The sequence below is a fragment of the Pseudomonas sp. A014 genome, assembly GCF_052378495.1.
Classification (GTDB): domain Bacteria; phylum Pseudomonadota; class Gammaproteobacteria; order Pseudomonadales; family Pseudomonadaceae; genus Aquipseudomonas; species Aquipseudomonas machongensis.
In genome coordinates this window covers 1,125,265-1,147,778 of sequence record NZ_CP199001.1, presented here as the reverse complement: position 1 = coordinate 1,147,778, position 22,514 = coordinate 1,125,265, and the positions used below count along the sequence as shown (strand labels likewise).

18 protein-coding genes are annotated in these 22,514 nt (G+C 64.2%); 13 read left to right on the top strand and 5 right to left on the bottom strand.

Going from position 1 to position 22,514, the window contains the following annotated elements:
• Positions 1 to 60: 60 nt before the first annotated feature.
• From ACTYOL_RS05515 to edd, 4 genes are all read right to left on the bottom strand, one after another.
• The gene (locus ACTYOL_RS05515) at positions 61 to 1,527 is read right to left on the bottom strand and encodes an ATP-binding protein (RefSeq protein ID WP_112897536.1); all 1,467 of its coding nucleotides are present in this window, start codon (positions 1,525 to 1,527) and stop codon (positions 61 to 63) included.
• The gene (locus ACTYOL_RS05510; protein WP_444758129.1) at positions 1,508 to 2,206 is read right to left on the bottom strand and encodes a response regulator; all 699 of its coding nucleotides are present in this window, start codon (positions 2,204 to 2,206) and stop codon (positions 1,508 to 1,510) included. Before ACTYOL_RS05510 ends, ACTYOL_RS05515 begins: the two co-directional genes overlap by 20 nt.
• Before the next feature lie 168 nt (positions 2,207 to 2,374).
• Entirely contained in the window at positions 2,375 to 3,334 is a 960-nt protein-coding gene (locus ACTYOL_RS05505; protein WP_153772645.1) for a glucokinase, read from the bottom strand.
• Complete coding sequence (gene edd / locus ACTYOL_RS05500) at positions 3,331 to 5,157, bottom strand: phosphogluconate dehydratase (RefSeq protein WP_153772646.1); 1,827 nt, start codon at positions 5,155 to 5,157, stop codon at positions 3,331 to 3,333. The genes ACTYOL_RS05505 and edd overlap by 4 nt, the downstream gene beginning before the upstream one ends.
• 270 nt (positions 5,158 to 5,427) lie before the next feature.
• Here edd and gap point away from each other — a divergent pair, with 270 nt between their 5' ends.
• From gap to ACTYOL_RS05465, 7 genes are all read left to right on the top strand, one after another.
• Positions 5,428 to 6,429, top strand: coding sequence for a type I glyceraldehyde-3-phosphate dehydrogenase (gap, locus tag ACTYOL_RS05495; RefSeq protein ID WP_153772647.1), 1,002 nt, complete (start codon positions 5,428 to 5,430; stop codon positions 6,427 to 6,429).
• A 116-nt stretch (positions 6,430 to 6,545) separates the two neighbouring features.
• Positions 6,546 to 7,058 (top strand): RNA polymerase sigma factor, encoded by a 513-nt coding sequence (locus ACTYOL_RS05490; RefSeq protein ID WP_054895146.1) that lies wholly within the window; start codon positions 6,546 to 6,548, stop codon positions 7,056 to 7,058.
• 148 nt (positions 7,059 to 7,206) lie between these two features.
• On the top strand, positions 7,207 to 8,109 hold the full coding sequence (locus tag ACTYOL_RS05485; RefSeq protein ID WP_231100319.1) for a FecR family protein: 903 nt from the start codon (positions 7,207 to 7,209) through the stop codon (positions 8,107 to 8,109).
• 184 nt (positions 8,110 to 8,293) lie between these two features.
• Complete coding sequence (locus ACTYOL_RS05480; RefSeq protein WP_444757640.1) at positions 8,294 to 10,882, top strand: TonB-dependent receptor; 2,589 nt, start codon at positions 8,294 to 8,296, stop codon at positions 10,880 to 10,882.
• Positions 10,883 to 11,031: 149 nt separating this feature from the next.
• Entirely contained in the window at positions 11,032 to 11,637 is a 606-nt protein-coding gene (locus ACTYOL_RS05475) for a biliverdin-producing heme oxygenase (protein WP_151925712.1), read from the top strand.
• A gap of 52 nt (positions 11,638 to 11,689) precedes the next feature.
• Positions 11,690 to 12,103, top strand: a complete 414-nt coding sequence (locus ACTYOL_RS05470) for a YbaN family protein (protein WP_054895168.1) — start codon at positions 11,690 to 11,692, stop codon at positions 12,101 to 12,103.
• A 57-nt stretch (positions 12,104 to 12,160) separates the two neighbouring features.
• Positions 12,161 to 13,510 carry a CoA transferase gene (locus ACTYOL_RS05465; RefSeq protein ID WP_197892203.1) on the top strand — a complete coding sequence of 450 codons (1,350 nt, stop codon included), beginning with the start codon at positions 12,161 to 12,163 and terminating at the stop codon, positions 13,508 to 13,510.
• 60 nt (positions 13,511 to 13,570) lie between these two features.
• On the opposite strand, the gene arcD (ACTYOL_RS05460) is transcribed toward ACTYOL_RS05465, so the two are convergent.
• Positions 13,571 to 14,998 carry an arginine-ornithine antiporter gene (gene arcD / locus ACTYOL_RS05460; protein ID WP_153772650.1) on the bottom strand — a complete coding sequence of 476 codons (1,428 nt, stop codon included), beginning with the start codon at positions 14,996 to 14,998 and terminating at the stop codon, positions 13,571 to 13,573.
• A 433-nt stretch (positions 14,999 to 15,431) separates the two neighbouring features.
• Between arcD (ACTYOL_RS05460) and arcD (ACTYOL_RS05455) the strand changes: the two genes are divergently transcribed.
• The 6 genes from arcD (ACTYOL_RS05455) (at position 15,432) to ACTYOL_RS05430 (ending at position 22,392) form a co-directional block, all read left to right on the top strand.
• On the top strand, positions 15,432 to 16,859 hold the full coding sequence (arcD, locus tag ACTYOL_RS05455) for an arginine-ornithine antiporter (protein ID WP_054925695.1): 1,428 nt from the start codon (positions 15,432 to 15,434) through the stop codon (positions 16,857 to 16,859).
• Between the two features lie 30 nt (positions 16,860 to 16,889).
• Positions 16,890 to 18,143: an arginine deiminase gene (gene arcA, locus ACTYOL_RS05450; RefSeq protein WP_054895516.1), complete on the top strand. Its 1,254-nt coding sequence runs from the start codon at positions 16,890 to 16,892 to the stop codon at positions 18,141 to 18,143.
• A 68-nt stretch (positions 18,144 to 18,211) separates the two neighbouring features.
• Positions 18,212 to 19,222, top strand: a complete 1,011-nt coding sequence (locus ACTYOL_RS05445) for an ornithine carbamoyltransferase (RefSeq protein WP_054895515.1) — start codon at positions 18,212 to 18,214, stop codon at positions 19,220 to 19,222.
• A 154-nt stretch (positions 19,223 to 19,376) separates the two neighbouring features.
• The gene (arcC, locus tag ACTYOL_RS05440; RefSeq protein ID WP_054895514.1) at positions 19,377 to 20,306 is read left to right on the top strand and encodes a carbamate kinase; all 930 of its coding nucleotides are present in this window, start codon (positions 19,377 to 19,379) and stop codon (positions 20,304 to 20,306) included.
• A gap of 56 nt (positions 20,307 to 20,362) precedes the next feature.
• Positions 20,363 to 20,737, top strand: coding sequence for a DUF5064 family protein (locus ACTYOL_RS05435; RefSeq protein ID WP_444757639.1), 375 nt, complete (start codon positions 20,363 to 20,365; stop codon positions 20,735 to 20,737).
• Between the two features lie 146 nt (positions 20,738 to 20,883).
• Positions 20,884 to 22,392, top strand: coding sequence for a sigma-54-dependent transcriptional regulator (locus tag ACTYOL_RS05430; protein ID WP_065863229.1), 1,509 nt, complete (start codon positions 20,884 to 20,886; stop codon positions 22,390 to 22,392).
• Positions 22,393 to 22,514 lie beyond the last annotated feature (122 nt).

Below are 22,514 nucleotides of genomic sequence, written 5' to 3'. Positions count from 1 at the left end.
CAAGCCCGCTCCTACAGATACCTGTGGGAGCGGGCTTGTCCCGCGATAGGGCTGGCCCAATCAATCGATATTCCGGGGCAGGAACAAGGTCACCCTCAACCCACCCTCACGCAGGTTCAACAAACTCACCTCCCCACCATGGCTGTGGGCGATGTTACGCGCAATCCCCAGCCCCAGCCCATACCCCTGCTGCTGCCCCGCCAGGCGGAAATGCGGCTCGAACACCTGCTCCAGGCGCTGCTCCGGCACGCCGGGGCCCTGGTCGTCGACTTGCAGCACGAAGGCCTCTGCGTTGTCGATGATGCGCAGGTGCGCACGCTCGCCGTACTTGATGGCGTTGTCGATCAGGTTGCCGATGCAGCGCCGCAACGCCAGCGGCTTGCCCGGATAAGGCGCCAGCACACGCCCTTCGACCGTGATTCGACCATCACGCAGGTAGGGTTCGGCGAGGATTTCCAGCACCTGGTTGAGGTCGATCGGTTCGATGTTCTCGTGGATGTCGGTATCTTTCACGCACTGCAAAGCGCCCTTGACCAGCAGCTCCAGCTCGTCGAGATCGCGGCTGAACTTGGCTTGCAGGTGCTCGTCTTCGAGCAGTTCCACCCGTAGGCGCAGGCGGGTGATCGGCGTGCGCAGGTCGTGGGAGATGGCGCTGAACAGCTGCGAGCGTTCGGTCAGGTAGCGGCTGATACGCTCACGCATGGCATTGAACGCGCGCCCTACCTCGACCACCTCGCTGCCGCCACCTTCGGCCACCGGCGGCACGTCGGCCCCCAGTGACATCTCCCGCGCTGCCCGCGCCAGGCGCTTGAGCGGCCAGCTCTGCCAGTGCACCAGCAAGCCGATGAACAACAGCAGCAACAGGGTGGTCAGGGCGATGAAGCCGATCTGCTGGCGCGGCAGACGCTCGGGTTCAAGACCGGTATAGGGCTCGGGCAGCAGCGAGGCGATGTACAGCCACTCGCCTTCGTCCAGGCGGATCTGGGTGACCAGCACCGGCGGATTGAGCGGTTCGAGGGTCAACGCGTAGTGGGCCCAGGAGCGCGGCAGCTCGTCGAGCTTCAGGCCGCTGTTGAAGATGCGCAGGTCGTCGGGGCTGACGAACTCGACGGAGATTTCCATCTGCTGGCCCAGGCGTTCGTGCAGCACCTGCTGGAACACCTCGATCACCGCTTGCTTGCGCGGGGTGATGGGCAGCACCGGCATGTCCAGAGGCTTTTCGTTGAGCGAGACGAAAAAGCGCGTACCGCCCATGCTGCGCAGCTGGTCGAGCACCATCGGCCGGTAGGCCACCGGCAGGGAGCGGAAGTAGCTGACGCTGGCGCTCATCGAGTGCGCAAGGCTGCTGGCGCTGGCGCGCAGGCCCTGCAACTGGCTGGCCCGCAGCTGGGCGACCCAGATCACGCTCGACAGCCCCTGGGCGATCAGCACCACCAGCAAGGTGAGCAGCAGCATGCGCCCGAGCAACGAGCGCGGCAGCAGGCGCCAGCGGCGCTCGACAGCCTGCTCAGCCGGCACAGCTGACATTCGCGGCAAGCAGGTAGCCGCTGCCGCGCACGGTGCGGATCAGCCGCGGCGGCTTGTCGGTGTCCCGCAGGCGCTGGCGCAGGCGGCTCACCGCCATGTCGACGATGCGGTCCAGCGGCATCGGCTCACGCCCGCGGGTGGCATTGCCAATGGTGTCGCGGTCGAGGATCTGCTGGGGATGGTCGAGAAACAGCTTGAGCAGGGCGAAGTCGGCACCGGAGAGAATCACTTCTTCGCCATCGCGGTGGAACAGACGATGGCTGACCGTATCCAGGCGCCAGTCTTCGAAGGTAAGCACCGCGCTGGCAGGGGTGGCCGTGGTGAAGTCGCAGCGACGCAGCTGGGCCTTGATTCGCGCCTGCAGTTCGCGCGGGCTGAAAGGTTTGCCCAGGTAATCGTCGGCGCCCAGTTCCAGGCCGATGACACGGTCGGCTTCATCGGAGCTGGCGGTGAGCATGATGATCGGCACCCGCGACTGACGCGGATGCTGACGCACCCAGCGACACAGGCTGAAGCCGTCCTCGTCGGGCAGCATCACGTCGAGGATCACCAGGTCGTAGTTGCCGGCATCCAGCGCGCGGCGAAAGCCCTGGCCGTCGGGTTCGGCATGGACCTGGAGGCCGGAGCGGCTGAGGTAGGTCTGCAGCAACTCGCGAATGTCCTGATCGTCGTCGACCATCAGGATGGTTTTACCGGCAGTGCTCACAATGAATTCCCTTTGGTCGTTACAGGTCTTGATGCCTGTTGTGGCGACATTCTATCGGTGTCGAGGCCATTCGCGGGCAAGCCCGCTCCCACAGTGCCTTGTGGAAACGGGCTTGTCCGCGAATGGCAGCACAACCGACCTTCAGTGGTCCAGCATCTGCTGCAAGGCCACACCGGCTCCAAGCAACCCGGAAAACTCCGCCGTCACCAGCCACACCGGCACACCCGGGAAGTAGCCGCTCATGCAGCCCTTGTCGGCAAAGCTTGCCGCGAACCCGCTGCGCAGGAACAGCTCGGCGAAGCGCGGCACCACACCGCCAACAATATAGACCCCGCCGCGCGCGCCCAGGGTCAGCACATTGTTACCCGCTACACGCCCGAGAAAGCGTGAAAACTGTTCGATCACCGCCAGGGCCTGCGGTTCGCCGCCCAGCGCAGCATCGGTGATCTGCGCAGGGGTCTTGTGACGGGGTGTAGCGCCATCCAGCGCACAGATCGCCTGGTACAGCCGCACCAGCCCACCACCACTGAGCACGGTCTCGGCGCTGACATGGCCGATCTGGCTGTGGATCTGCTGGTGGATCGCCGCCTCACGGGCATTGCCCACCGGCAGGTCGACGTGCCCGCCCTCGCCCGGCAGCGCCATCCAGTGCTGCTCACCGAGGCTCAGCAAGGTGCCGACGCCAAGGCCGGTACCCGCACCGATGACCAGCGCCGGGCGCGCGGCGTCCGCCTGGCCGGGGCACACCTCGACGAACTCGCCAGGCTTGAGGCGGGTCATGCCCAGCGCCATGGCGGAAAAGTCATTGATCAGCGCCAGGCGCTCGACCTGCAGCACCTTGCAGAAGGTCGAGCGGCTCAGGCGCCAATGATTGTTGGTGAAGCGAAATTCGTCGCCATCGACAGGGCCTGCCACCGACAGGCACACGTCCGAGACGTCGCCACGTTCGAGGCCCTGGTCCTTGAGATAGGCCTCGATAGCCTGCTCGGGGCTGGAATAGTCCGCCGTCGCCAGCACCTGCACCGCGTGCAGGTCATTGTCACGCCACAGGGCAAAGCGGGCGTTGGTACCGCCGATGTCACCGACCAGCGAGGCCTTCATTTGAAACGCTCCAGGGCAGAGGTAAAGGCGCTGGCGCCCTGCTCTGCCGGGCTGAACGCGACGCGCATGAAGCCGAACAGCTCGCGCCCGCACCCCAGGTCATTACCCTGGGGTGCATCAGGCTGATCGCGACTGGCCAGTTCCTCGGCCGACACCATCAGTTGCAGCGTGCCTTCGACACCGTCGACGCGCACGATATCACCATCGCGCACCCGTGCCAGCGGGCCGCCGTCATAGGCTTCGGGGCACACGTGGATCGCCGCCGGGATCTTGCCCGAAGCACCGGACATGCGTCCGTCGGTGACCAGCGCGACCTTGTAGCCGCGGTCCTGCAGCACACCGAGGAACGGCGTGAGCTTGTGCAGCTCGGGCATGCCGTTGCAGCGCGGGCCCTGGAAGCGCACCACGGCGACGAAATCGCGCTCCAACTCGCCAGCCTTGAAGGCATCGGCCAGCGACTGCTGATCGTGGAAGACTCGCGCCGGAGCCTCGACCACCTGATGTTCCGGCGCCACGGCAGAGACTTTCATCACCCCGCGCCCCAGGTTGCCTTCCATCACCCGCAACCCGCCCTCGGCCGAGAATGGCCGGGCGACCGGGCGCAGGATGCTTTCGTCCAGGCTGTGCTGCGGCCCTTCGCGCCACACCAGCTTGCCGTCGTCGAGGAACGGTTCCTGGGTGTAGCGGCGCAGACCTTGGCCGGCCACGGTATTGACGTCCTCGTGCAGCAGCCCGGCGTCGAGCAGTTCGCGGATCAGGAAGCTCATGCCGCCTGCGGCCTGGAAGTGGTTGATGTCGGCCTTGCCGTTGGGATAGACGTGAGACAGCGTCGGCACCACCTCGGAGAGGTCGGCCATGTCCTGCCAGGTCAGCTGGATCCCGGCAGCCTGGGCAATCGCCGGGATATGCAGGGTGTGGTTGGTCGAGCCGCCGGTGGCGTGCAGAGCGACGATGGAGTTGACCAGCGCCTTCTCGTCGACGATCTCGCCCAACGGCATGAAGCTGCCGCTGGCCTTGGTCATGCGCGTGACCTGCTGCGCCGCCTCGGCGGTCAGCGCATCGCGCAATGGGGTGTAGGGGTTGACGAACGAGGCGCCCGGCAGGTGCAGGCCCATGACTTCCATCACCAGCTGGTTGGTGTTGGCGGTGCCGTAGAAGGTGCAGGTGCCGGGGCTGTGGTAGGACTTCATCTCCGACTCCAGCAACTCCTCGCGGCTGGCCTTGCCCTCGGCGTAGCGCTGGCGCACGTCGGCCTTTTCCTTGTTGGAGATGCCCGAAGGCATCGGCCCGCCAGGCACGAAGATGGTCGGCAGGTGGCCGAAGCGCAACGCACCCATCATCAGGCCGGGCACGATCTTGTCGCAGATGCCCAGCATCAGCGCGGCATCGAACATGTTGTGCGACAGGGCGATGGCCGTGGACATGGCGATCACTTCGCGGCTGGCGATCGCCAGCTCCATGCCAGGTTCACCCTGGGTCACGCCATCGCACATGGCCGGTACGCCACCGGCGAACTGGCCGACCGAGCCGATATCGCGCAGCGCCTGTTTGATCTGTTCGGGGAAGTGCTGGTACGGCTGGTGCGCCGAGAGCATGTCGTTGTAGGCAGAGACGATGGCCACGTTGGCAGCGTTCATCATCCGCAGGCTGTGCTTGTCCTGGCTGCCGCAACCGGCCACGCCGTGGGCGAAGTTGGCGCACTGCAGGCTGGCGCGCATCGGGCCGTCGCTGGCCGCGCCGCGAATGAGCTCAAGGTAGCGTTCACGGGTGGCACGGCTGCGTTCGGTCAGCCTTGCGGTGACCTCAAGGATGCGCGGATGCATGTACTGGACTCCAGGCTATGTGTAAGGGCGACCTGAACCGGCATTTCCACTCCAAAAGATTGCGACCTAGGCTCAAGGCAGGGGCCGGAAAGGTCGTTGGCGTGGAAGGCTCGATCACTCGTTGTAGGTTTACCAAAATATTGCCACTAAAAATGCTTGTTTTCTATCTTGGAGTGAATAATCTTGTAATTCCAATAACAAAACCGTTTCAGTGAAGCCTCATCCCATTTTGTGCCACAGGCTTCACCCGAACTGCCAGAGGTAATGCCAATGACCCTTCGCATCGCGATCAACGGATTCGGCCGCATCGGACGCAACGTCCTGCGCGCACTCTATACCCAAGGCTACCGCCAGGACCTGCAGGTCGTCGCCATCAACGACCTGGGCGACAGCGCGATGAATGCCCACCTGCTCAAGTACGACAGCGTACATGGCACCTTCGATGCCACCGTCGAGGCCGATCATGAAAGCCTGACGGTCAACGGCGATCGCATCGCCGTCAGCGCCATCCGCAACCCCGCCGAACTGCCCTGGAAAGCCGAAGCCATCGATGTGGTGTTCGAATGCACCGGGCTGTTCACCGACCGCGCCAAGGCGGCGGCCCATATCACCGCTGGCGCCGGCAAGGTGATCATCTCGGCGCCGGCCAAGGGCGCCGATGCTACCGTGGTGTATGGCGTCAACCACGACGTGCTGCGCGCCTCGCACCAAGTCATCTCCAACGCCTCGTGCACCACCAATTGCCTGGCGCCGATCGCCCAGGTGCTGCAGCGTGAGTTCGGCATCGAGCAGGGGCTGATGACCACCATCCACGCCTACACCAACGACCAGGTGCTGACCGACGTCTACCACAGCGACCCCTACCGGGCCCGCTCGGCCACCCAATCGATGATCCCGAGCAAGACTGGCGCCGCCGAAGCCGTGGGCCTGGTGCTGCCGGAACTGGCCGGCAAGCTCACCGGCATGGCGGTACGGGTGCCGGTGATCAACGTGTCGCTGGTCGACCTGACCGTCAACCTCAAGCGCGAAGCCAGTGCCGACGAGGTCAACCGCTTGTTCCTCGAAGCCAGCCGCCATTCGCGCGTGCTCGGCTACAACAGCCTGCCGCTGGTCTCGTGCGACTTCAACCACAACCCGCTGTCGTCGATCTTCGATGCCAACCACACCCGCGCCAACGGCCGCATGCTCAAGGTGCTGGCCTGGTACGACAACGAGTGGGGCTTCTCCAACCGCATGCTGGACAACTGCCTGGCGCTGTCCCGGGCACAATGAAAAGGCCTTGGGGCTGCCTGGCGGCCCCACCTTTACCCCTTCATGACATTTCTCTGCTTGACCTGACGCATGGATGATAAGCATTATCATTCACCCCTCATCGGCCAGGTTTCCCCGTGAGTCAGTCCCGGTTCAACTCTGTCTTCCTCACCCAGCGCCTCACCCTGCTGCGCACCTTGCAGCGCATGGTCGGCAACCCCAGCACGGCGGAAGACCTGCTGCAGGAAACCTACCTGCGGGTTACCCGTGCGCTGGGCGAGCGACCTATCGAACACCTCGAACCCTTCGTGTTCCAGACCGCCCGCAACCTTGCCCTCGACCACTTGCGCGCGCGCCGCGTGCAGTCACGCACACTGGTCGACGACGTGCCCGAGCAAGTGCTGCACAATGTCGCCGCACCGCTGGGCAACAGCGAGGATGCGGTGCATGCCGAGCAACTGCTCAAGCGCCTGAGCGTCAGCCTCGGCCAGCTCACCGCACGCCAGCAGCGCATCTTCATCCTCAGCCGCCTGCACGGTGCCAGCTACCTGGAAATCGCCGAGCAATTGCAAGTCTCGGCCAGCACCGTACAGAAAGAACTGAAGCTGATCATGGCGATCTGCATGGGTGTAGCCGATCGCCTCAAGTGAGCGACCGCTCGCCACCTGGGCAGGTGCTGGCTCTTGCCATGCCTGTCCACAGCGCCGATCATCTGCAAAAAACGCCATGCAAGGATCCTCCGTGAGCAACCCTGCCCCTCGCCCATCGCCCGCCGAGCCAGATGCCCGCGCCCGTGCCATGGACGAAGCGCAGGACTGGTTGATCCGCCTGCAATGCCCCACCGAGCAGGACACCCAGGACTTCGAAGCCTGGCTGGGCGCTGCCGAACAGAACGCCGAAGCCTATGTCGAAGCCGAGGCGCTGTGGAATGGCGCCGCCCTGCGCCATCTGGCGGGCGATCTGCACCAACAGCGCCGCACCTCGCTGCGCGGACGCCTGCGCCGCCACTGGAAACCACTGGCCACCGCAGCCGTGCTGCTGGTCGGGCTGTTCACCTTCGGCAACCTGCCGGTGCGCCTGCAGGCCGATCACTTGACGGTGGTCGGCGAACGCCAGCGCCTGCAGCTGGACGATGGCGCCAAGGTGCTGCTCAACACCAACTCGGCCTTTGCCAGCGACCAGCGCGACGGGCGCCAGGTTGCACGGCTGTTGCAGGGCGAGGCCTATTTCGAAGTGCCCGGCGGCAACCAGCCACCGCTTGAAGTCCAGGCCGGCCCCTTGCGTGCACAGGTGCGCGACACCAACTTCGCCGTACGCTACCTCGATGGCCAGGCGCAGGTACGTGTGCAGCGCGGCGACGTCGACCTGCAGGCCGCCAGCGACCAGCGCATCCGCCTGAGCGCCGGAGACAGCATCAGCGTCGGGCCAGACGGTTTCGGTCAGCGCCAGCGCGCCGACCTGCACAAGGAACTGGCCTGGATCGATGGCCGCCTGGTGTTCGAGAACTGCCCGTTGAGCCAGGTGCTCGCCGAACTGCGCCGCTACTACCCGGGCTGGATCATCAACCGCAACGACCATCTGGAACAGGTGGCCGTTACCGGCAACTACCGCCTGGACCAGCCTCTGGAGACCCTGCGAGCCCTGGCCCATATCACCTCGGCGCAGTTGCACGAATACCCGGCGGTGGTGATTCTCAACTGAGTGGCGCCGCTCCCACAGGGAGTGGGCAGACCTGAGATTTTTGAGCAAGACAGTTGCTCCCACCAATTATTTTTACGCGACTCCCATCCCACGCCCGTCTCGTTATAGCCAATGCAATTGATTCTTGTTCGAAAACAAGAACTGCACTCACCTATAACAGTTCGCGCGACAGGGAGCGCTTCCGATGTCCTCAGGTCCAACCCGCCCTTCCCCCTCTTCCCGACGCATGGGACAACTGTCCCTGCTGACCCTGGCCCTGCTGGCCAGCGGCGCCTGCAGCCTGCCGGCGCTGGCCGCAGAGCCGGCGCAGGCCGCCAGCCCGCGGATGGGCGACTATCGCTTCGCCATCGCCCAGCAGCCACTGGTCTCGGCGATCAACGCGTTCAGTGAAGTCACCGGCTGGCAGGTCGGCTTCTCCGCCGATTTGGCCGAGGGCGTGGCTTCGCCGGGCGTGCAAGGGGCACTGGCACCGGAAGCGGCACTGCAGAAACTGCTGCACGGCACAGGCCTGGGCTTTCGCAAGATCGGCAACGGCAACGTCGTGCTCGAGCGCCAGACCGCAGGCAACGCCATTGCCCTGCAACAGCTGACCGTCAGCGCCACCCGCAGCGCCCAGGACGTGAGCCAGGTACCGAGCACCGTCAGTGTGCAGACCCGCGAGCAACTGGACCGCCAGAACGTCAACGACATCAAGCAACTGGTGCGCTACGAGCCGGGTGTCTCGGTTGGCGGTGTCGGCCAGCGCAGCGGCCTGAACGGCTACAACATCCGCGGCATCGACGGTGAACGAATCCTCACCCAGGTCGATGGCGTGTCGATCCCCGACAGCTTCTTCTACGGCCCCTACGCCCAGACCCAGCGCAATTACGTCGACCCCGAGATCGTCAAGCGCGTCGAGATCCTGCGTGGTCCGGCCTCGGTGCTGTACGGCAGCAACGCCATCGGCGGCGCGGTGAGCTACTACACCCTCGACCCGGACGACATCATCAAGCCTGGCAAGGACGTTGGCGCGCGCTTGAAGACCGGCTACAGCTCGGCCGACGAAAGCTGGCTGACCTCCGCCACCGTCGCTGGCCGCCAGGGCGACTTCGACGGCCTGCTGCACCTGAGCCAGCGCAACGGCCACGAGACCGAATCCTACGGTGGCCACGGCGGCACCGGCCTTGGCCGCACCGAAGCCAACCCGGAAGACGTGCGCACCACCAACGTACTGGCCAAGCTGGGCTGGAACTACGCAGACGACGCGCGCCTGGGCTTCACCTACGAGCACTACAAGGACGACCGCGACCAGAACATCCTCAGCGCGGTGGGCGGCCCGTTCATCCCTGGCCGTGGTGCGTCGAACATGTATCGGATGCGTGAAGGCAATGACACCGTCACCCGCGAGCGCTTCGGCATCAACCACGAATTCGGCCTCGACAGCCTGGTCGCAGACCACGTGAAGTGGAGCCTCAACTACCAGATCGCCAAGACCGACCAGCGCACCGACGAACTCTATTTCGCCTCCGGTCGCCAGGTGTTCCGTGATCGCCAGACCACCTACAAGGATCGCCAATGGGTGTTCGATGGTCAGTTCGACAAGGCCTTCAGCATCGGTGAGACCGATCACCTGCTCACCTACGGCACCACCCTCAAGCACGAAAAGGTCACCGGCTCGCGCAGCGGCACCGGCACCTGCCTGAACATCGGTGGCACCTGCCGCGCCATCGGCCAGAACAGCGTGAGCGATAGCCAGGCGCTGGTCAGCGACTTCCCGGACCCGACCATCAACACCTACAGCCTGTTCGCCCAGGACGAGATCCGCTGGAACAACTGGACCTTCCTGCCGGGTGCGCGTTACGACTACACCCGCATGGAACCGAAGATGACCGCAGAATTCCTGCGTGGCATCCAGGGCACCGGCGCAGCGCCGTCCAGCGTCGATGACGGCGACAAGAAATGGCACCGCGTCTCGCCCAAGTTCGGCGTCACCTATGCCTTCAACGACAACTACACCTGGTACGGCCAGTACGCCGAGGGTTTCCGTACCCCGACCGCAAAGGCCATGTACGGGCGCTTCGACAACCCGACCCTGGGCTACAGCGTCGAACCCAACCCCAACCTCGAGCCTGAAAAGAGCAAGAGCTACGAGACGGGCGTGCGCGGCAACTTCGAGGCCGGCAACTTCGACGTGGCGGTGTTCTACAACAAGTACCGCGACTTCATCAACGAAGACGCCGTGCAGTCGGCCAACCTGGGCTCGACCTTCCAGGCCAACAACATCAAGCACGCGACCATCAAGGGTGCCGAGTTCAAGGGCCGCCTGAACCTCGATCACTTCGGCGCGCCGCAAGGCCTCTACACCCAAGGCTCGCTGGCCTATGCCCATGGCCGCAACGACGACAATGGCCAGCCGCTGAACAGCGTCAACCCGCTGACCGCGGTGATGGGCCTGGGCTACGAGCAGCAGAACTACGGCGGCCTGCTCAGCTGGACACTGGTCAAGCGCAAGACCCGCGTCGACGACAGCACCTTCTTCGCCCCGGATGGCGCCAGCTCGCAGTTCCGCACGCCGGGCTACGGCGTGCTCAACCTGACCGGTTTCTACAAGGTGACCGAGGATGTGACCGTCAACGCAGGCCTCTACAACCTCACCGACAAGAAGTACTGGCAGTGGGATGACGTGCGCGGCTACGACGGCCTTGGCGAGGCGGCGGTGACCCAGCCGGCCAACCTCGACCGCCTGACCATGCCGGGACGCAACTTCGCCATCAATGTGGTCTGGGATATCTGATCCCGGTACCCGCGGGGGCGGCCTTGTGCCGCTCCCGCAACCTCCTCCCGAACACAAATGCCTCCCACTCCCAGGTGAGGTTTTTTTACTGTCCTGCGTCTTCTCTTTCGTCTTGTACCTAGACAGCCCCATTTCCCAAGGATGCCCCCATGACCAGCCACACCTCCGAGCGCGCCGCCCTGCGCTCGCAACGCCTGAACCAGGTCACTCACGCACCGCACACCGAGCTGGACGCTCTGGTCAAGTCGCACGCGCCGTTCGACAGCCGCGAGAGCTTCGCCCGCTTCGTCGTCGCCCAGTACCTGTTCCAGTCCGAACTGCAGGCGCTGTACACCGACCCGGCACTGATCGCCATCGTCCCTGACCTGGCCGAGCGTTGCCGGGCCGAACAGGCGCGCCTGGACCTGGCCGACCTGAACACCGAAGTACCGGCCCCGGTCGCAGGCGCCCTGGTCAAACCAAGCCTGGGCGAAGCCCTGGGCTGGATCTTCGTCTCCGAAGGCTCCAAACTGGGCGCCGCGTTCCTGATCAAGCGTGCCGTGGCCCTGGACCTGTCCGACAGCTTCGGCGCCCGTCACCTGGGCGAGCCCGCCGGTGGTCGTGCAGAGGGCTGGAAACAGTTCACGCGCATCCTCGACAGCCTGGAACTGTCGGCCGAAGAGGACGCTGCCGCCGAGCGTGGCGCAGTCGCGGCCTTCGAGCGCTTCACCGAGCTGCTCAAGCACGCCTACGCCACGGATGCGGCGCTGGCCTGAGACGCACCTGCCGGCCACCATTCGGGTGGCCGGACCGCTTTGCAGTGAGACCATGACCCGACTTGCCCGCTCCCGACTGTCCCGCCTGCTGTATGCGATCCTGGCTTATGTCAGCCTCGGGATAGGTCTGGTCGCCATCGTCATTCCCGGCCTGCCCACCACCGAGTTCATCCTCCTGGCCGCCTGGGCCGCAACCCGCAGCTCTCCGCGCCTGTCCGCCTGGCTGGAAAACCACCGGCTGTTCGGACCGATCCTGTGGAACTGGCGCAACGGCAAGGTGATCCAGCGCCGCGCCAAGGTCAGCGCGACCATCAGCATGCTGCTGTGCGCAGGGTTGATGCTCACCATGCTCGAGCACCACTGGCCAGTGTTTCTTGCCATCGCCGGCATGACCCTGGGCAACCTGTGGATCTGGTCGCGCCCCGAACAACCCACCGCGCCACTGCCCGCCCAACTGCAACGCTGAGCATTTGCATCCCAGCGCGGGATGTACTGCAATGGGATCCACCAAGGAGGATCCTGCATGCCCCAGTTGCTCGACACCATCGTCCGTGAACTTAACCTCGACCACGCCGCCCTGCGCTGGCACGGCGTTGGTGGGCTGCCCTCGACGTTTGCCGTCACCGACCTGGCCGCCGCGAGCATGGCCGCTGCCGGGCTGGCACTGGCCAGCCTGCTGCAGCGCCAGACCGACAACTGCCCGCTGGTCAGCATCGATCGGCGCCTGGCCTCGTTCTGGTTCGCCACCAGCCTGCGCCCACATGGCTGGCAGCCCCCTCCCCTGTGGGACGCCGTCGCCGGTGACTATCCCACCCGCGATGGCTGGATTCGCCTGCACACCAACGCCCCCCATCATCGTCAGGCCGCACTCGGCGTGCTGGGTAGCCCCGCCGATCGCCAGGCGGTCGCGGCCCAGGTCCTGCGCTGGGACGGTGAGGCGCTGGAAAGCGCCGTGGTCGAAGCCGGAGGCTGTGCGGCGAAGATGCGCAGTTGGGCGCAATGGTGCGAACACCCGCAGGGGCAGGCAGTGAACAAGGAGCCCTTGGTGCTGCGCGAGCAGTTCGACGCGGCAGCGCCATTGGCCTGGCAAGGCTGTGAAACACGTCCGCTGGCCGGTATCAAGGTGCTGGATCTGACGCGTATCCTCGCTGGCCCCACCGCCAGCCGCTTGCTGGCCGCCTTCGGCGCCGAAGTGCTGCGCATCGACCCATTCGGTTGGGATGAGCCGGCGGTGGTCGCCGAAGTCACCCTGGGCAAGCGCTGTGCGCGCCTGGATTTGCGTGCGACGCCTGACCGCGAGGTGTTCGAACGGCTGCTGGGGGAGGCCGACATTCTCCTGCATGGCTATCGCGCCGATGCACTGGAGCATCTGGGTTTTGGCGCGCAGCACAGGCGCCAGCTCAACCCAGGCCTGATCGATGTAAGCCTCAACGCCTACGGCTGGAGCGGCCCCTGGCAAGCACGCCGCGGCTTCGACAGCCTGGTGCAGATGAGCAGCGGCATCGCCCGCGAAGGCATGCGCTGGCAACAAACGGACAGACCTGTACCTTTGCCAGTGCAGGCGCTCGACCATGCAACCGGGTACCTGATGGCAGCCGAAGCGATCCGCGGGCTGGAGCAGCGCCTGGCTCATGGCGCCGGTTACCGGGCACGGCTGTCCTTGGCTCGCACCGCCAAGCTGTTGGTGGAGCATGGAACGATGGCGGATGACTTGCCCCTGGCAGCAGAAACGCCGGAGGATCTCGACCCGCATCTGGAGCAGACGCCCTGGGGGCCCGCGCAAAGGATCAAGGGGCCGTTGAAGGTGGGGCAGGCGTCGATGCACTGGGCACGTGGGGCTTGCGAGCTGGGTTCGGCTCAAGCGCGTTGGTGACGGTTGTGGCCTCATCGCTGCGACTTGTCGCGCGATGAGGTCGCAACAACCGCCACCCACTTACAAACTCAGCGCCCCCGAGTACAGCGCATAAGCCGCTACCCCTGCGCCCACGAGTACCGCCGCGAATATCAGCTTCTCCCAATGGCTGAACAATGCCTGCCCCTGCTCGTGCCTGGCCCGGGCGAACAGGATCACTCCCGGGGCATAGAGCAGGGCCGACAGCAACAGGTACTTGAGCCCCCCGGCATACAGCAGCCACACCGCATACAACAGCGCCAGCAGCGCCACGGCCAGATCCTTGCGCCGCAGCCCCGCCTGCCCGGCATAGCTATCGCCCCGCCAGGCCAGCAGCACGGCATAGGCCGCCGACCAGAAGTACGGCACCAGGATCATCGACGACGCCAGGTAGATCAGGCTGGTATAGGTGCCAGCCGAGAACAGGGTGATCAGCAGGAACCCCTGGATCATGCTGTTGGTCAGCCACAGTGCATTGGCCGGTACATGATTGGCATTTTCCCTGGCCAGAAAACGCGGCATGGTCTTGTCGCGAGCGGTGGCGAAGAGAATCTCGGCACACAGCAAGGCCCATGACAGCAGCGCCCCAAGCAACGAAACCGCCAACCCGATGCTGATCAGCATCGCCCCCCAGGGCCCGACGATATGTTCCAGCACCGACGCCAGCGACGGGTTCTGCAACCCCGCCAGTTCAGGCTGGGTCATCACCCCCAGCGACAGCACGTTGACCAGCACCAGTAACGCCAGCACCCCGAGAAAGCCGATCACCGTGGCCTTGCCGACATCCGAACGGTGCAGCGCACGCCCGGAATAGACACTGGCGCCCTCGATGCCGATGAACACGAACACCGTCACCAGCATCATGTTGCGCACCTGCTCCAGGACGCTGCCGAACTTAGGGTTGCCCAGCCCCCAGATATCGCGGGTGAAGATATCCGCGCGGAAGGCGAAGGCCGCGATGACGATGAAGATCAGCAGCGGTACGACCTTGGCCACCGTGGTGACCTGGTTGATGAAGGTCGCTTCCTTGATGCCACGCAGCACCAGAAAATGCACTGCCCACAGCAACAGCGAAGCGCAGCCGATGGCTATCGGCGTATTGCCCTCACCGAATACGGGAAAGTAGAAACCCAGGGTGCTGAACAACAGCACGAAATAGCCGACGTTGCCCAGCCAGGCACTGATCCAGTAGCCCCAGGCCGACGAGAAGCCCATGTAGTCGCCAAAGCCGGCCTTGGCGTAGGCGTAGACGCCCGAATCCAGGTCGGGCTTGCGGTTGGCCAGGGTCTGGAACACGAAGGCCAGCGCCAGCATGCCGACCGCAGTGATGCTCCAGCCGATCAGTACTGCGCCAACATCGGCACGGGCGGCCATGTTCTGCGGCAATGAAAAGATCCCGCCGCCGATCATCGAACCGACCACCAGGGCGATCAGCGCCCCCAGGCGAAGCTTATGTACCGGTTCGCCCATCTGCAGCTCCCTTACGCCTGTCGCCTGTATGAAACATAACGGCCATTACATATAAATGTTACAGCTTGTTTATTAATCAACGCCATTAAAGCTATAGCACTCATAACGCATTTGTCTATATGACAACGGCCGTCAATACGGACATTGTCGAGCAACTCGCAAATTCGCGACGCCCTGTCGAATGACACGTGAAAAATTTGCGAAACCGCTAAAAACGACTAGCTTCAGATTTCGCGAGCCAAACAGAGCGTTTGCTCTAGAAGTACATGGAGGTGCCAGCGCACAAGGCTTGCAGCAAAGCCGTCGGCACTCTCCAGGAGACCCGAGCAAGAATTTTCTCACGCTGTCGCGCCATGAACTGATCCACATCAGCGAATGACTACAGCGCGGGATTTATTCTGTCGTCAACTTTCTCCTGGCATGGAGTTGTTAAATGTCTGATTCTCCCGGAAAACTTAAACTCGGCGCATTAGTTGCACTTGTCGTGGGCTCGATGATTGGTGGCGGGATCTTCTCCCTGCCGCAAAACATGGCCGCCAGCGCAGGCGTCGGTGCCGTGCTGATCGGCTGGGCCATCACCGCCGTCGGCATGCTCACCCTGGCCTTCGTATTCCAGACCCTGGCCAACCGCAAACCCGACCTCGATGGTGGCGTGTACGCCTATGCCAAGGCCGGCTTTGGCGACTACATGGGCTTCTCGTCAGCCTGGGGCTACTGGATCAGTGCCTGGCTGGGCAACGTCGGCTACTTCGTCCTGCTGTTCAGCACCCTGGGGTACTTCTTCCCGGTCTTCGGTGAAGGCAATACCCCGGCGGCAGTGATCGGCGCATCGCTGCTGCTGTGGGGTGTGCACTTCCTGGTCCTGCGCGGCATCAAGGAGGCGGCGTTCATCAACCTGGTCACCACCGTGGCCAAAGTCGTGCCACTGGCGCTGTTCGCACTGATCTGCCTGTTCGCCTTCAAACTCGATGTGTTCACCGCCGACATCTGGGGCCTGGGCTCGCCCGACCTCGGCAGCGTGATGGATCAGGTGCGCAACATGATGCTGGTCACCGTGTGGGTGTTCATCGGCATCGAGGGCGCAAGCATCTTCTCCTCGCGGGCGGAAAAACGCTCCGACGTGGGCAAGGCCACGGTCATCGGTTTCATCACCGTGCTGCTGTTCCTGGTGCTGGTCAACGTGCTGTCGATGGGCGTGATGACCCAGCCGGAGCTGGCCAAGCTGCAGAACCCGTCGATGGCCGCGGTGCTGGAGCATGTGGTCGGTCACTGGGGCGCGGTGCTGATCAGCGTCGGCCTGATCATCTCGCTGCTGGGGGCACTGCTGTCATGGGTGCTGCTGTGCGCAGAGATCATGTTCGCCGCCGCCAAGGACCACACCATGCCCGAGTTCCTGCGCCGCGAGAACGCCAACCAGGTGCCGGCCAACGCCCTGTGGCTGACCAATGCCATGGTGCAGATCTTCCTGGTCATCACCCTGTTCTCCAACAGCACCTACCTGTCGCTGATCTACCTCGCCACCTCGATGATCCTGGTGCCCTACCTGTGGTCGGCGGCCTACGCAGTACTGCTGGCGGTGCGCAGCGAAACCTACGAACAGGCCCTCGCCGAGCGCAAGAAGGACCTGATCATCGGCGGTATCGCCCTGTTGTACGCGATCTGGCTGCTGTATGCCGGAGGCGTGAAGTACCTGCTGCTGTCGGCCCTGCTCTACGCCCCTGGCGCGATCCTGTTCGCCAAGGCCAAGCGCGAGGTCGGCCAACCGATTTTCACCAACGTGGAAAAACTGATCTTCGCCGCTGTGATCGTCGGCGCCCTGGTGGCGGCCTACGGGCTGTACGACGGCTTCCTGACCCTTTGACCACGTCTTCGTATGATTGGAGGAATCATCATGTCCACGGAAAAACAGAAATACGGCGTGCACTCCGAAGCCGGCAAGCTACGCAAGGTGATGGTCTGCGCCCCGGGACTGGCGCACAAGCGACTGACCCCCAGCAACTGCGATGAACTGCTCTTCGACGATGTGATCTGGGTCGACCAGGCCAAGCGTGACCATTTCGACTTCGTCACCAAGATGCGCGAGCGCGGCGTCGATGTGCTGGAAATGCACAACCTGCTGACCGACATCGTGCAGAACAAGGAGGCTCTGGCCTGGATCCTCGATCGCAAGATCACCCCCAATACCGTCGGCGTTGGCCTGACCAATGAAGTGCGCAGCTGGCTCGAAGGCCTCGATCCGCGCCACCTGGCCGAGTTCCTGATCGGCGGCGTGGCCGGCCAGGACCTGCCGCAGAGCGAAGGCGCCGATGTGGTGAAGATGTACAACGACTACCTCGGCCACTCCAGCTTCATCCTGCCGCCCCTGCCCAACACCCAGTTCACCCGCGACACCACCTGCTGGATCTACGGCGGCGTCACGCTGAACCCGATGTACTGGCCGGCACGACGCCAGGAAACCTTGCTGACCACTGCCGTGTACAAGTTCCACAAGGAATTCACCGGCGCCGACTTCCAGGTCTGGTACGGCGACCCTGACAAGGAGCACGGCAGCGCCACCCTGGAAGGCGGCGACGTCATGCCGATCGGCAAGGGCATCGTGCTCATCGGCATGGGCGAGCGCACCTCGCGCCAGGCCATTGGCCAATTGGCGCAGAACCTGTTCGCCAAGGGCGCAGTGGAAAAAGTCATCGTCGCCGGCCTGCCCAAGTCGCGTGCCGCGATGCACCTGGACACCGTGTTCAGCTTCTGCGACCGCGACCTGGTCACGGTCTTCCCGGAAGTGGTGCGCGAGATCGTGCCCTTCATCATCCGCCCCGACGAAAGCAAACCCTACGGCATGGATGTACGCCGTGAGAACAAGTCGTTCATCGAGGTGGTCGGCGAGCAGCTCGGGGTGAAGCTGCGCGTGGTCGAGACCGGCGGCAACAGCTTCGCCGCCGAACGCGAGCAATGGGATGACGGCAACAACGTGGTGGCCCTGGAGCCAGGCGTGGTCATCGGCTACGACCGCAACACCTACACCAACACATTGCTGCGCAAGGCCGGGATCGAGGTCATCACCATCAGCGCCGGTGAACTGGGCCGAGGCCGCGGCGGCGGCCACTGCATGACGTGCCCGATCGTGCGCGACCCTATCGACTACTAACGCCCTCGATCCGGCCCACGCTTACGAGGCGTGGGCCGGGCACTCACCGCATTCAAGGAGACACTGTCATGGCGTTCAACATCCACAATCGCAACCTGCTCAGCCTCGAGCACCACACGACCCGTGAGCTGCGCTACCTGCTGGACCTCTCCCGCGATCTCAAGCGCGCCAAGTACACCGGCACCGAGCAGCAGCACCTGAAGGGCAACAACATTGCGCTGATCTTCGAGAAGACCTCGACCCGCACCCGCTGCGCCTTCGAAGTCGCCGCCTACGACCAGGGCGCCAACGTCACCTACATCGACCCCAACTCCTCGCAGATCGGCCACAAGGAGAGCATGAAGGACACCGCCCGCGTGCTCGGGCGCATGTACGACGCCATCGAGTACCGCGGCTTCAAGCAGGAGATCGTCGAAGAACTGGCCAAGTTCGCCGGCGTGCCGGTGTTCAACGGCCTGACCGACGAATACCACCCAACCCAGATGATCGCCGACGTGCTGACCATGCGCGAACACAGCGACAAGCCGCTGCACGACATCAGCTACGCCTACCTGGGCGATGCGCGCAACAACATGGGCAACTCGCTGCTGCTGATCGGTGCCAAGCTCGGCATGGACGTGCGTATCGCCGCGCCCAAGGCGCTGTGGCCGCATGACGACCTGGTGCAGCGCTGCAAGCAGTACGCCGAGGAAAGCGGCGCGCGCATCACCCTGACCGAAGACCCGAAGGCGGCGGTCAAAGGCGTCGATTTCGTCCATACCGACGTCTGGGTGTCGATGGGAGAACCTGTGGATGCCTGGGGCGAGCGCATCGAACAACTGCTGCCCTATCAGGTGAACAAGGAACTGATGAAAGCCACCGGTAACCCGCGCAGCAAGTTCATGCACTGCCTGCCGGCGTTCCACAACTCCGAGACCAAGGTCGGCAAGCAGATCGCCGAGAAATACCCGCACCTGGCCAACGGCATCGAAGTGACCGATGACGTGTTCGAGTCGCCAGCGTGCATCGCCTTCGAGCAAGCGGAGAACCGCATGCACACGATCAAGGCGATCCTGGTATCGACCCTGGCTGATCTCTGACGGCAACCCCTGCAGGGGCGGGCTTTTGTGGGAGCGGGTTTACCCGCGAACACCGGCATAGCCGGTGCCATGCACCGCGTCGCTGGCTTCGCGGGTAAACCCGCTCCCACAGGCCTTGCCCGACCCTTGAACATTTTCTGAAGGACATTTCCCCATGCGTATCGTTGTTGCACTGGGCGGCAACGCCCTCCTGCGCCGCGGCGAGCCAATGACTGCCGACAACCAGCGCACCAATATCCGCACTGCCACCGAGCAGATCGCCAAGATCCACCCCGGCAACGAACTGGTCATCGCCCACGGCAATGGCCCGCAGGTCGGCCTGCTGTCGCTCCAGGGCCAGGCCTACAAGCCCGACGAAGCCTACCCGCTGGACGTGCTCGGTGCCGAGACCGAAGGCATGATCGGGTACATGATCGAACAGGAGCTGGGCAACCTGCTCGACTTCGAGGTGCCCTTCGCCACCCTGCTGACGCAAGTCGAGGTCGACGCCAACGACCCGGCTTTCAAGGATCCGACCAAGTTCATCGGCCCGGTCTACGCCAAGGACGAGGCCGAGCGCCTGGCCAAGGAGAAAGGCTGGGTGGTCAAGGCCGACGGCGACAAGTACCGCCGCGTGGTCGCCAGCCCCAAACCCAAGCGCATCTTCGAGATCCGCCCGATCAAGTGGCTGCTGGAAAAAAGCAGCATCGTCATCTGCGCCGGCGGCGGCGGCATCCCCACGATGTACGACGAAAACCGCAAGCTCAAAGGCATCGAGGCGGTGATCGACAAGGACCTGTGCTCGGCGCTGCTGGCCGAGCAACTGGACGCCGACCTGCTGATCATCGCCACCGATGTCGATGCCGCCTACATCGATTTCGGCAAGCCGACGCAAAAAGCCATTGCCCAGGCGCATCCTGACGAGCTGGAAAAACTCGGCTTCGCAGCGGGTTCGATGGGGCCGAAGGTGCAGGCCGCCTGCGATTTCGCCCGCAACACGGGCAAGGTCGCGGTGATCAGCTCGCTGGAAAACATCGAAGAGATCGTCAAGGGCACTGCCGGTACGCGGGTGTCGACCGCCAAGCCAGGTATCAGCTACCGTTGAGTGCAGTTGGCCGGTGCACGGCGCCGGCCATTTTCAACCTTCCGGAGGACGCCATCATGGCCCAGTACCATCCTGGTCATGTTCATATCGAGCGCACGGCGCTGAACAAGAATGACCACAGCTACGACCTCAACATCGAGTACGAAGCCACCCAGGATCCCACGGAAGGCCGCGGTATCCAGTTCCGCATGCATGGCAGCATCGAAGGCAAGTCTGTCGACGAGAAGTTCTTCCTGGCCAAGGACCAGGTACTGCCGAGCTTTCTCATGCAGTTGAGCCGCAAGGCCCAGTCGTACCTGCCGGCGCCGAAGAAATTCGAAAACCTGGGCTCGCCGCACAAGCTCTACGACCATATGTTCGACGACATCCGCCAGAAGCTGGACGTGAAGTCCGGGGATCCGATCAAGCCTGAACACCTGGGTAATACCTGATACCGCCACCGCCGAGCAGGCCCGCTCGCACAGGCACGCTGGAATACCTGTGCAAGCGGCGGTTCGGCGCACCGACTTGCGCCGCGATTGGGCCTTCCCCCTGGCCAATGGCATACTGCGCCCTTTCCCCCACGCCCGTTGCCCCCATGCGCATCCACGTCAGCTTCATCGACCGCGTCGGCATCACCCAGGAAGTCCTGGCCCTGCTCGGTGCCCGCAACCTCAACCTCGATGCCGTGGAGATGGTGCCACCGAACGTCTACATCGACGCTCCCACGCTCAGCCCCGCCGTGCTCGAAGAGTTGCACGACGCGCTGTTCGAGGTGCGCGGCGTGCAGTCGGTGGAAGTGGTCGATATCCTCCCCGGCCAGCGCCGCCACCTGCAACTCGACGCCCTGCTCGCGGCCATGAGCGACCCGGTACTGGCGGTGGACAGCGCTGGCAAGGTGCTGCTGGCCAACCCGGCGCTGATCGCCCTGTGCGGACGCGAATCGGCCGGTCGCTCGGTGGGCGAGCTGTTTGGCGACAGCGGGCTGCTCCAGGCCTTGCTCGACAACAACTTCCACTTGCCGATGCGCGAGATGCAGCTCAATGGCCAGAGCCTGCTGCTGGATGCAACGCCGATCACCAACGCCGGCGGCCTGCTCACCCTGTATCCGCCCAATCGCATGGGCGAACGTCTCTCGGCGCTGCACCATGATCACGCCGAAGGCTTCGATGCCCTGCTCGGCGACTCCCCGGCGATCCGCACCCTCAAGGCCCGCGCCCTACGCGTCGCCACACTCGATGCGCCCTTGCTGGTGCACGGCGAGACCGGCACCGGCAAGGAGCTGGTGGCCCGCGCCTGCCACACCATCAGCAGTCGTCACGCAGCACCTTTCCTCGCACTGAACTGCGCCGCGCTACCCGAAAGCCTGGCCGAGAGCGAACTGTTCGGCTATGCCCCGGGCGCCTTCACCGGCGCACAACGTGGCGGCAAGCCAGGGCTGATGGAACTGGCCAACCAGGGCACGGTGTTTCTCGACGAGATCGGCGAGATGTCGCCCTACCTGCAGGCCAAGCTGCTGCGCTTTCTCAGCGACGGCAGCTTTCGCCGGGTCGGTGGCGACCGTGAGGTGAAGGTGGACGTGCGTATCATCAGCGCGACCCACCGCGACCTCGAACGCATGGTCGCCGAAGGCACCTTCCGCGAAGACCTGTTCTACCGCCTGAACGTGCTCAACCTGCAGGTCCCGCCGCTGCGCGAACGCGGCCAGGACATCCTGTCGCTGGCGCACTTCTTCATGCAGCAGGCCTGCACGCAGATCCAGCGCCCTCCGTGCCGCCTGACCCCAGCCACCCATCCGGCACTGCTGGCCAACCCCTGGCCAGGCAACGTGCGCCAGTTGCAGAACGTGATCTTCCGCGCGGCGGCAATCTGCGAGAGCAACCTGGTGGATATCGGTGACCTGGATATCGCCGGTACCTCGGTGGCACGTGGCCAGGATGGCGAGGTGAGCAGCCTGGAGCAGGCAGTGGGCGACTTCGAGCGCGAGCTGCTGCAGCGCCTGTATGCGAGCTACCCTTCGACTCGGCAGCTGGCGGGAAGGCTGCAGACGTCGCATACCGCGATTGCGCAGCGGCTGCGCAAATACGGGATTCCAGGCAGAAACTAAGGCCCATCAGCGCCCGAGCAGCTCGGCATCTTCAGAATTTCCCTACGCCTCGCCCCAGGCGCGTGCCACTTAGAATGTCGGCCGTTTGACCGCACGCGTGCTCCGGGTGCCTCTTCGAAAGG

What these genes read in the sequence shown, in the direction of transcription:
- ACTYOL_RS05480 (WP_444757640.1), top strand. Translation starts at nt 8,294, where the DNA reads ATGTCCTCAGGTCCAACCCGCCCTTCCCCCTCTTCCCGACGCATGGGA.
- ACTYOL_RS05465 (WP_197892203.1), top strand. Translation starts at nt 12,161, where the DNA reads ATGCCCCAGTTGCTCGACACCATCGTCCGTGAACTTAACCTCGACCAC.
- arcD (WP_153772650.1), bottom strand. Translation starts at nt 14,998, where the DNA reads ATGGGCGAACCGGTACATAAGCTTCGCCTGGGGGCGCTGATCGCCCTG.
- edd (WP_153772646.1), bottom strand. Translation starts at nt 5,157, where the DNA reads ATGCATCCGCGCATCCTTGAGGTCACCGCAAGGCTGACCGAACGCAGC.
- ACTYOL_RS05430 (WP_065863229.1), top strand. Translation starts at nt 20,884, where the DNA reads ATGCGCATCCACGTCAGCTTCATCGACCGCGTCGGCATCACCCAGGAA.
- ACTYOL_RS05515 (WP_112897536.1), bottom strand. Translation starts at nt 1,527, where the DNA reads ATGTCAGCTGTGCCGGCTGAGCAGGCTGTCGAGCGCCGCTGGCGCCTG.
- arcC (WP_054895514.1), top strand. Translation starts at nt 19,377, where the DNA reads ATGCGTATCGTTGTTGCACTGGGCGGCAACGCCCTCCTGCGCCGCGGC.
- ACTYOL_RS05505 (WP_153772645.1), bottom strand. Translation starts at nt 3,334, where the DNA reads ATGAAGGCCTCGCTGGTCGGTGACATCGGCGGTACCAACGCCCGCTTT.
- arcD (WP_054925695.1), top strand. Translation starts at nt 15,432, where the DNA reads ATGTCTGATTCTCCCGGAAAACTTAAACTCGGCGCATTAGTTGCACTT.
- arcA (WP_054895516.1), top strand. Translation starts at nt 16,890, where the DNA reads ATGTCCACGGAAAAACAGAAATACGGCGTGCACTCCGAAGCCGGCAAG.
- ACTYOL_RS05435 (WP_444757639.1), top strand. Translation starts at nt 20,363, where the DNA reads ATGGCCCAGTACCATCCTGGTCATGTTCATATCGAGCGCACGGCGCTG.
- ACTYOL_RS05445 (WP_054895515.1), top strand. Translation starts at nt 18,212, where the DNA reads ATGGCGTTCAACATCCACAATCGCAACCTGCTCAGCCTCGAGCACCAC.
- ACTYOL_RS05485 (WP_231100319.1), top strand. Translation starts at nt 7,207, where the DNA reads ATGGACGAAGCGCAGGACTGGTTGATCCGCCTGCAATGCCCCACCGAG.
- ACTYOL_RS05470 (WP_054895168.1), top strand. Translation starts at nt 11,690, where the DNA reads ATGACCCGACTTGCCCGCTCCCGACTGTCCCGCCTGCTGTATGCGATC.
- gap (WP_153772647.1), top strand. Translation starts at nt 5,428, where the DNA reads ATGACCCTTCGCATCGCGATCAACGGATTCGGCCGCATCGGACGCAAC.
- ACTYOL_RS05510 (WP_444758129.1), bottom strand. Translation starts at nt 2,206, where the DNA reads ATGGTCGACGACGATCAGGACATTCGCGAGTTGCTGCAGACCTACCTC.
- ACTYOL_RS05475 (WP_151925712.1), top strand. Translation starts at nt 11,032, where the DNA reads ATGACCAGCCACACCTCCGAGCGCGCCGCCCTGCGCTCGCAACGCCTG.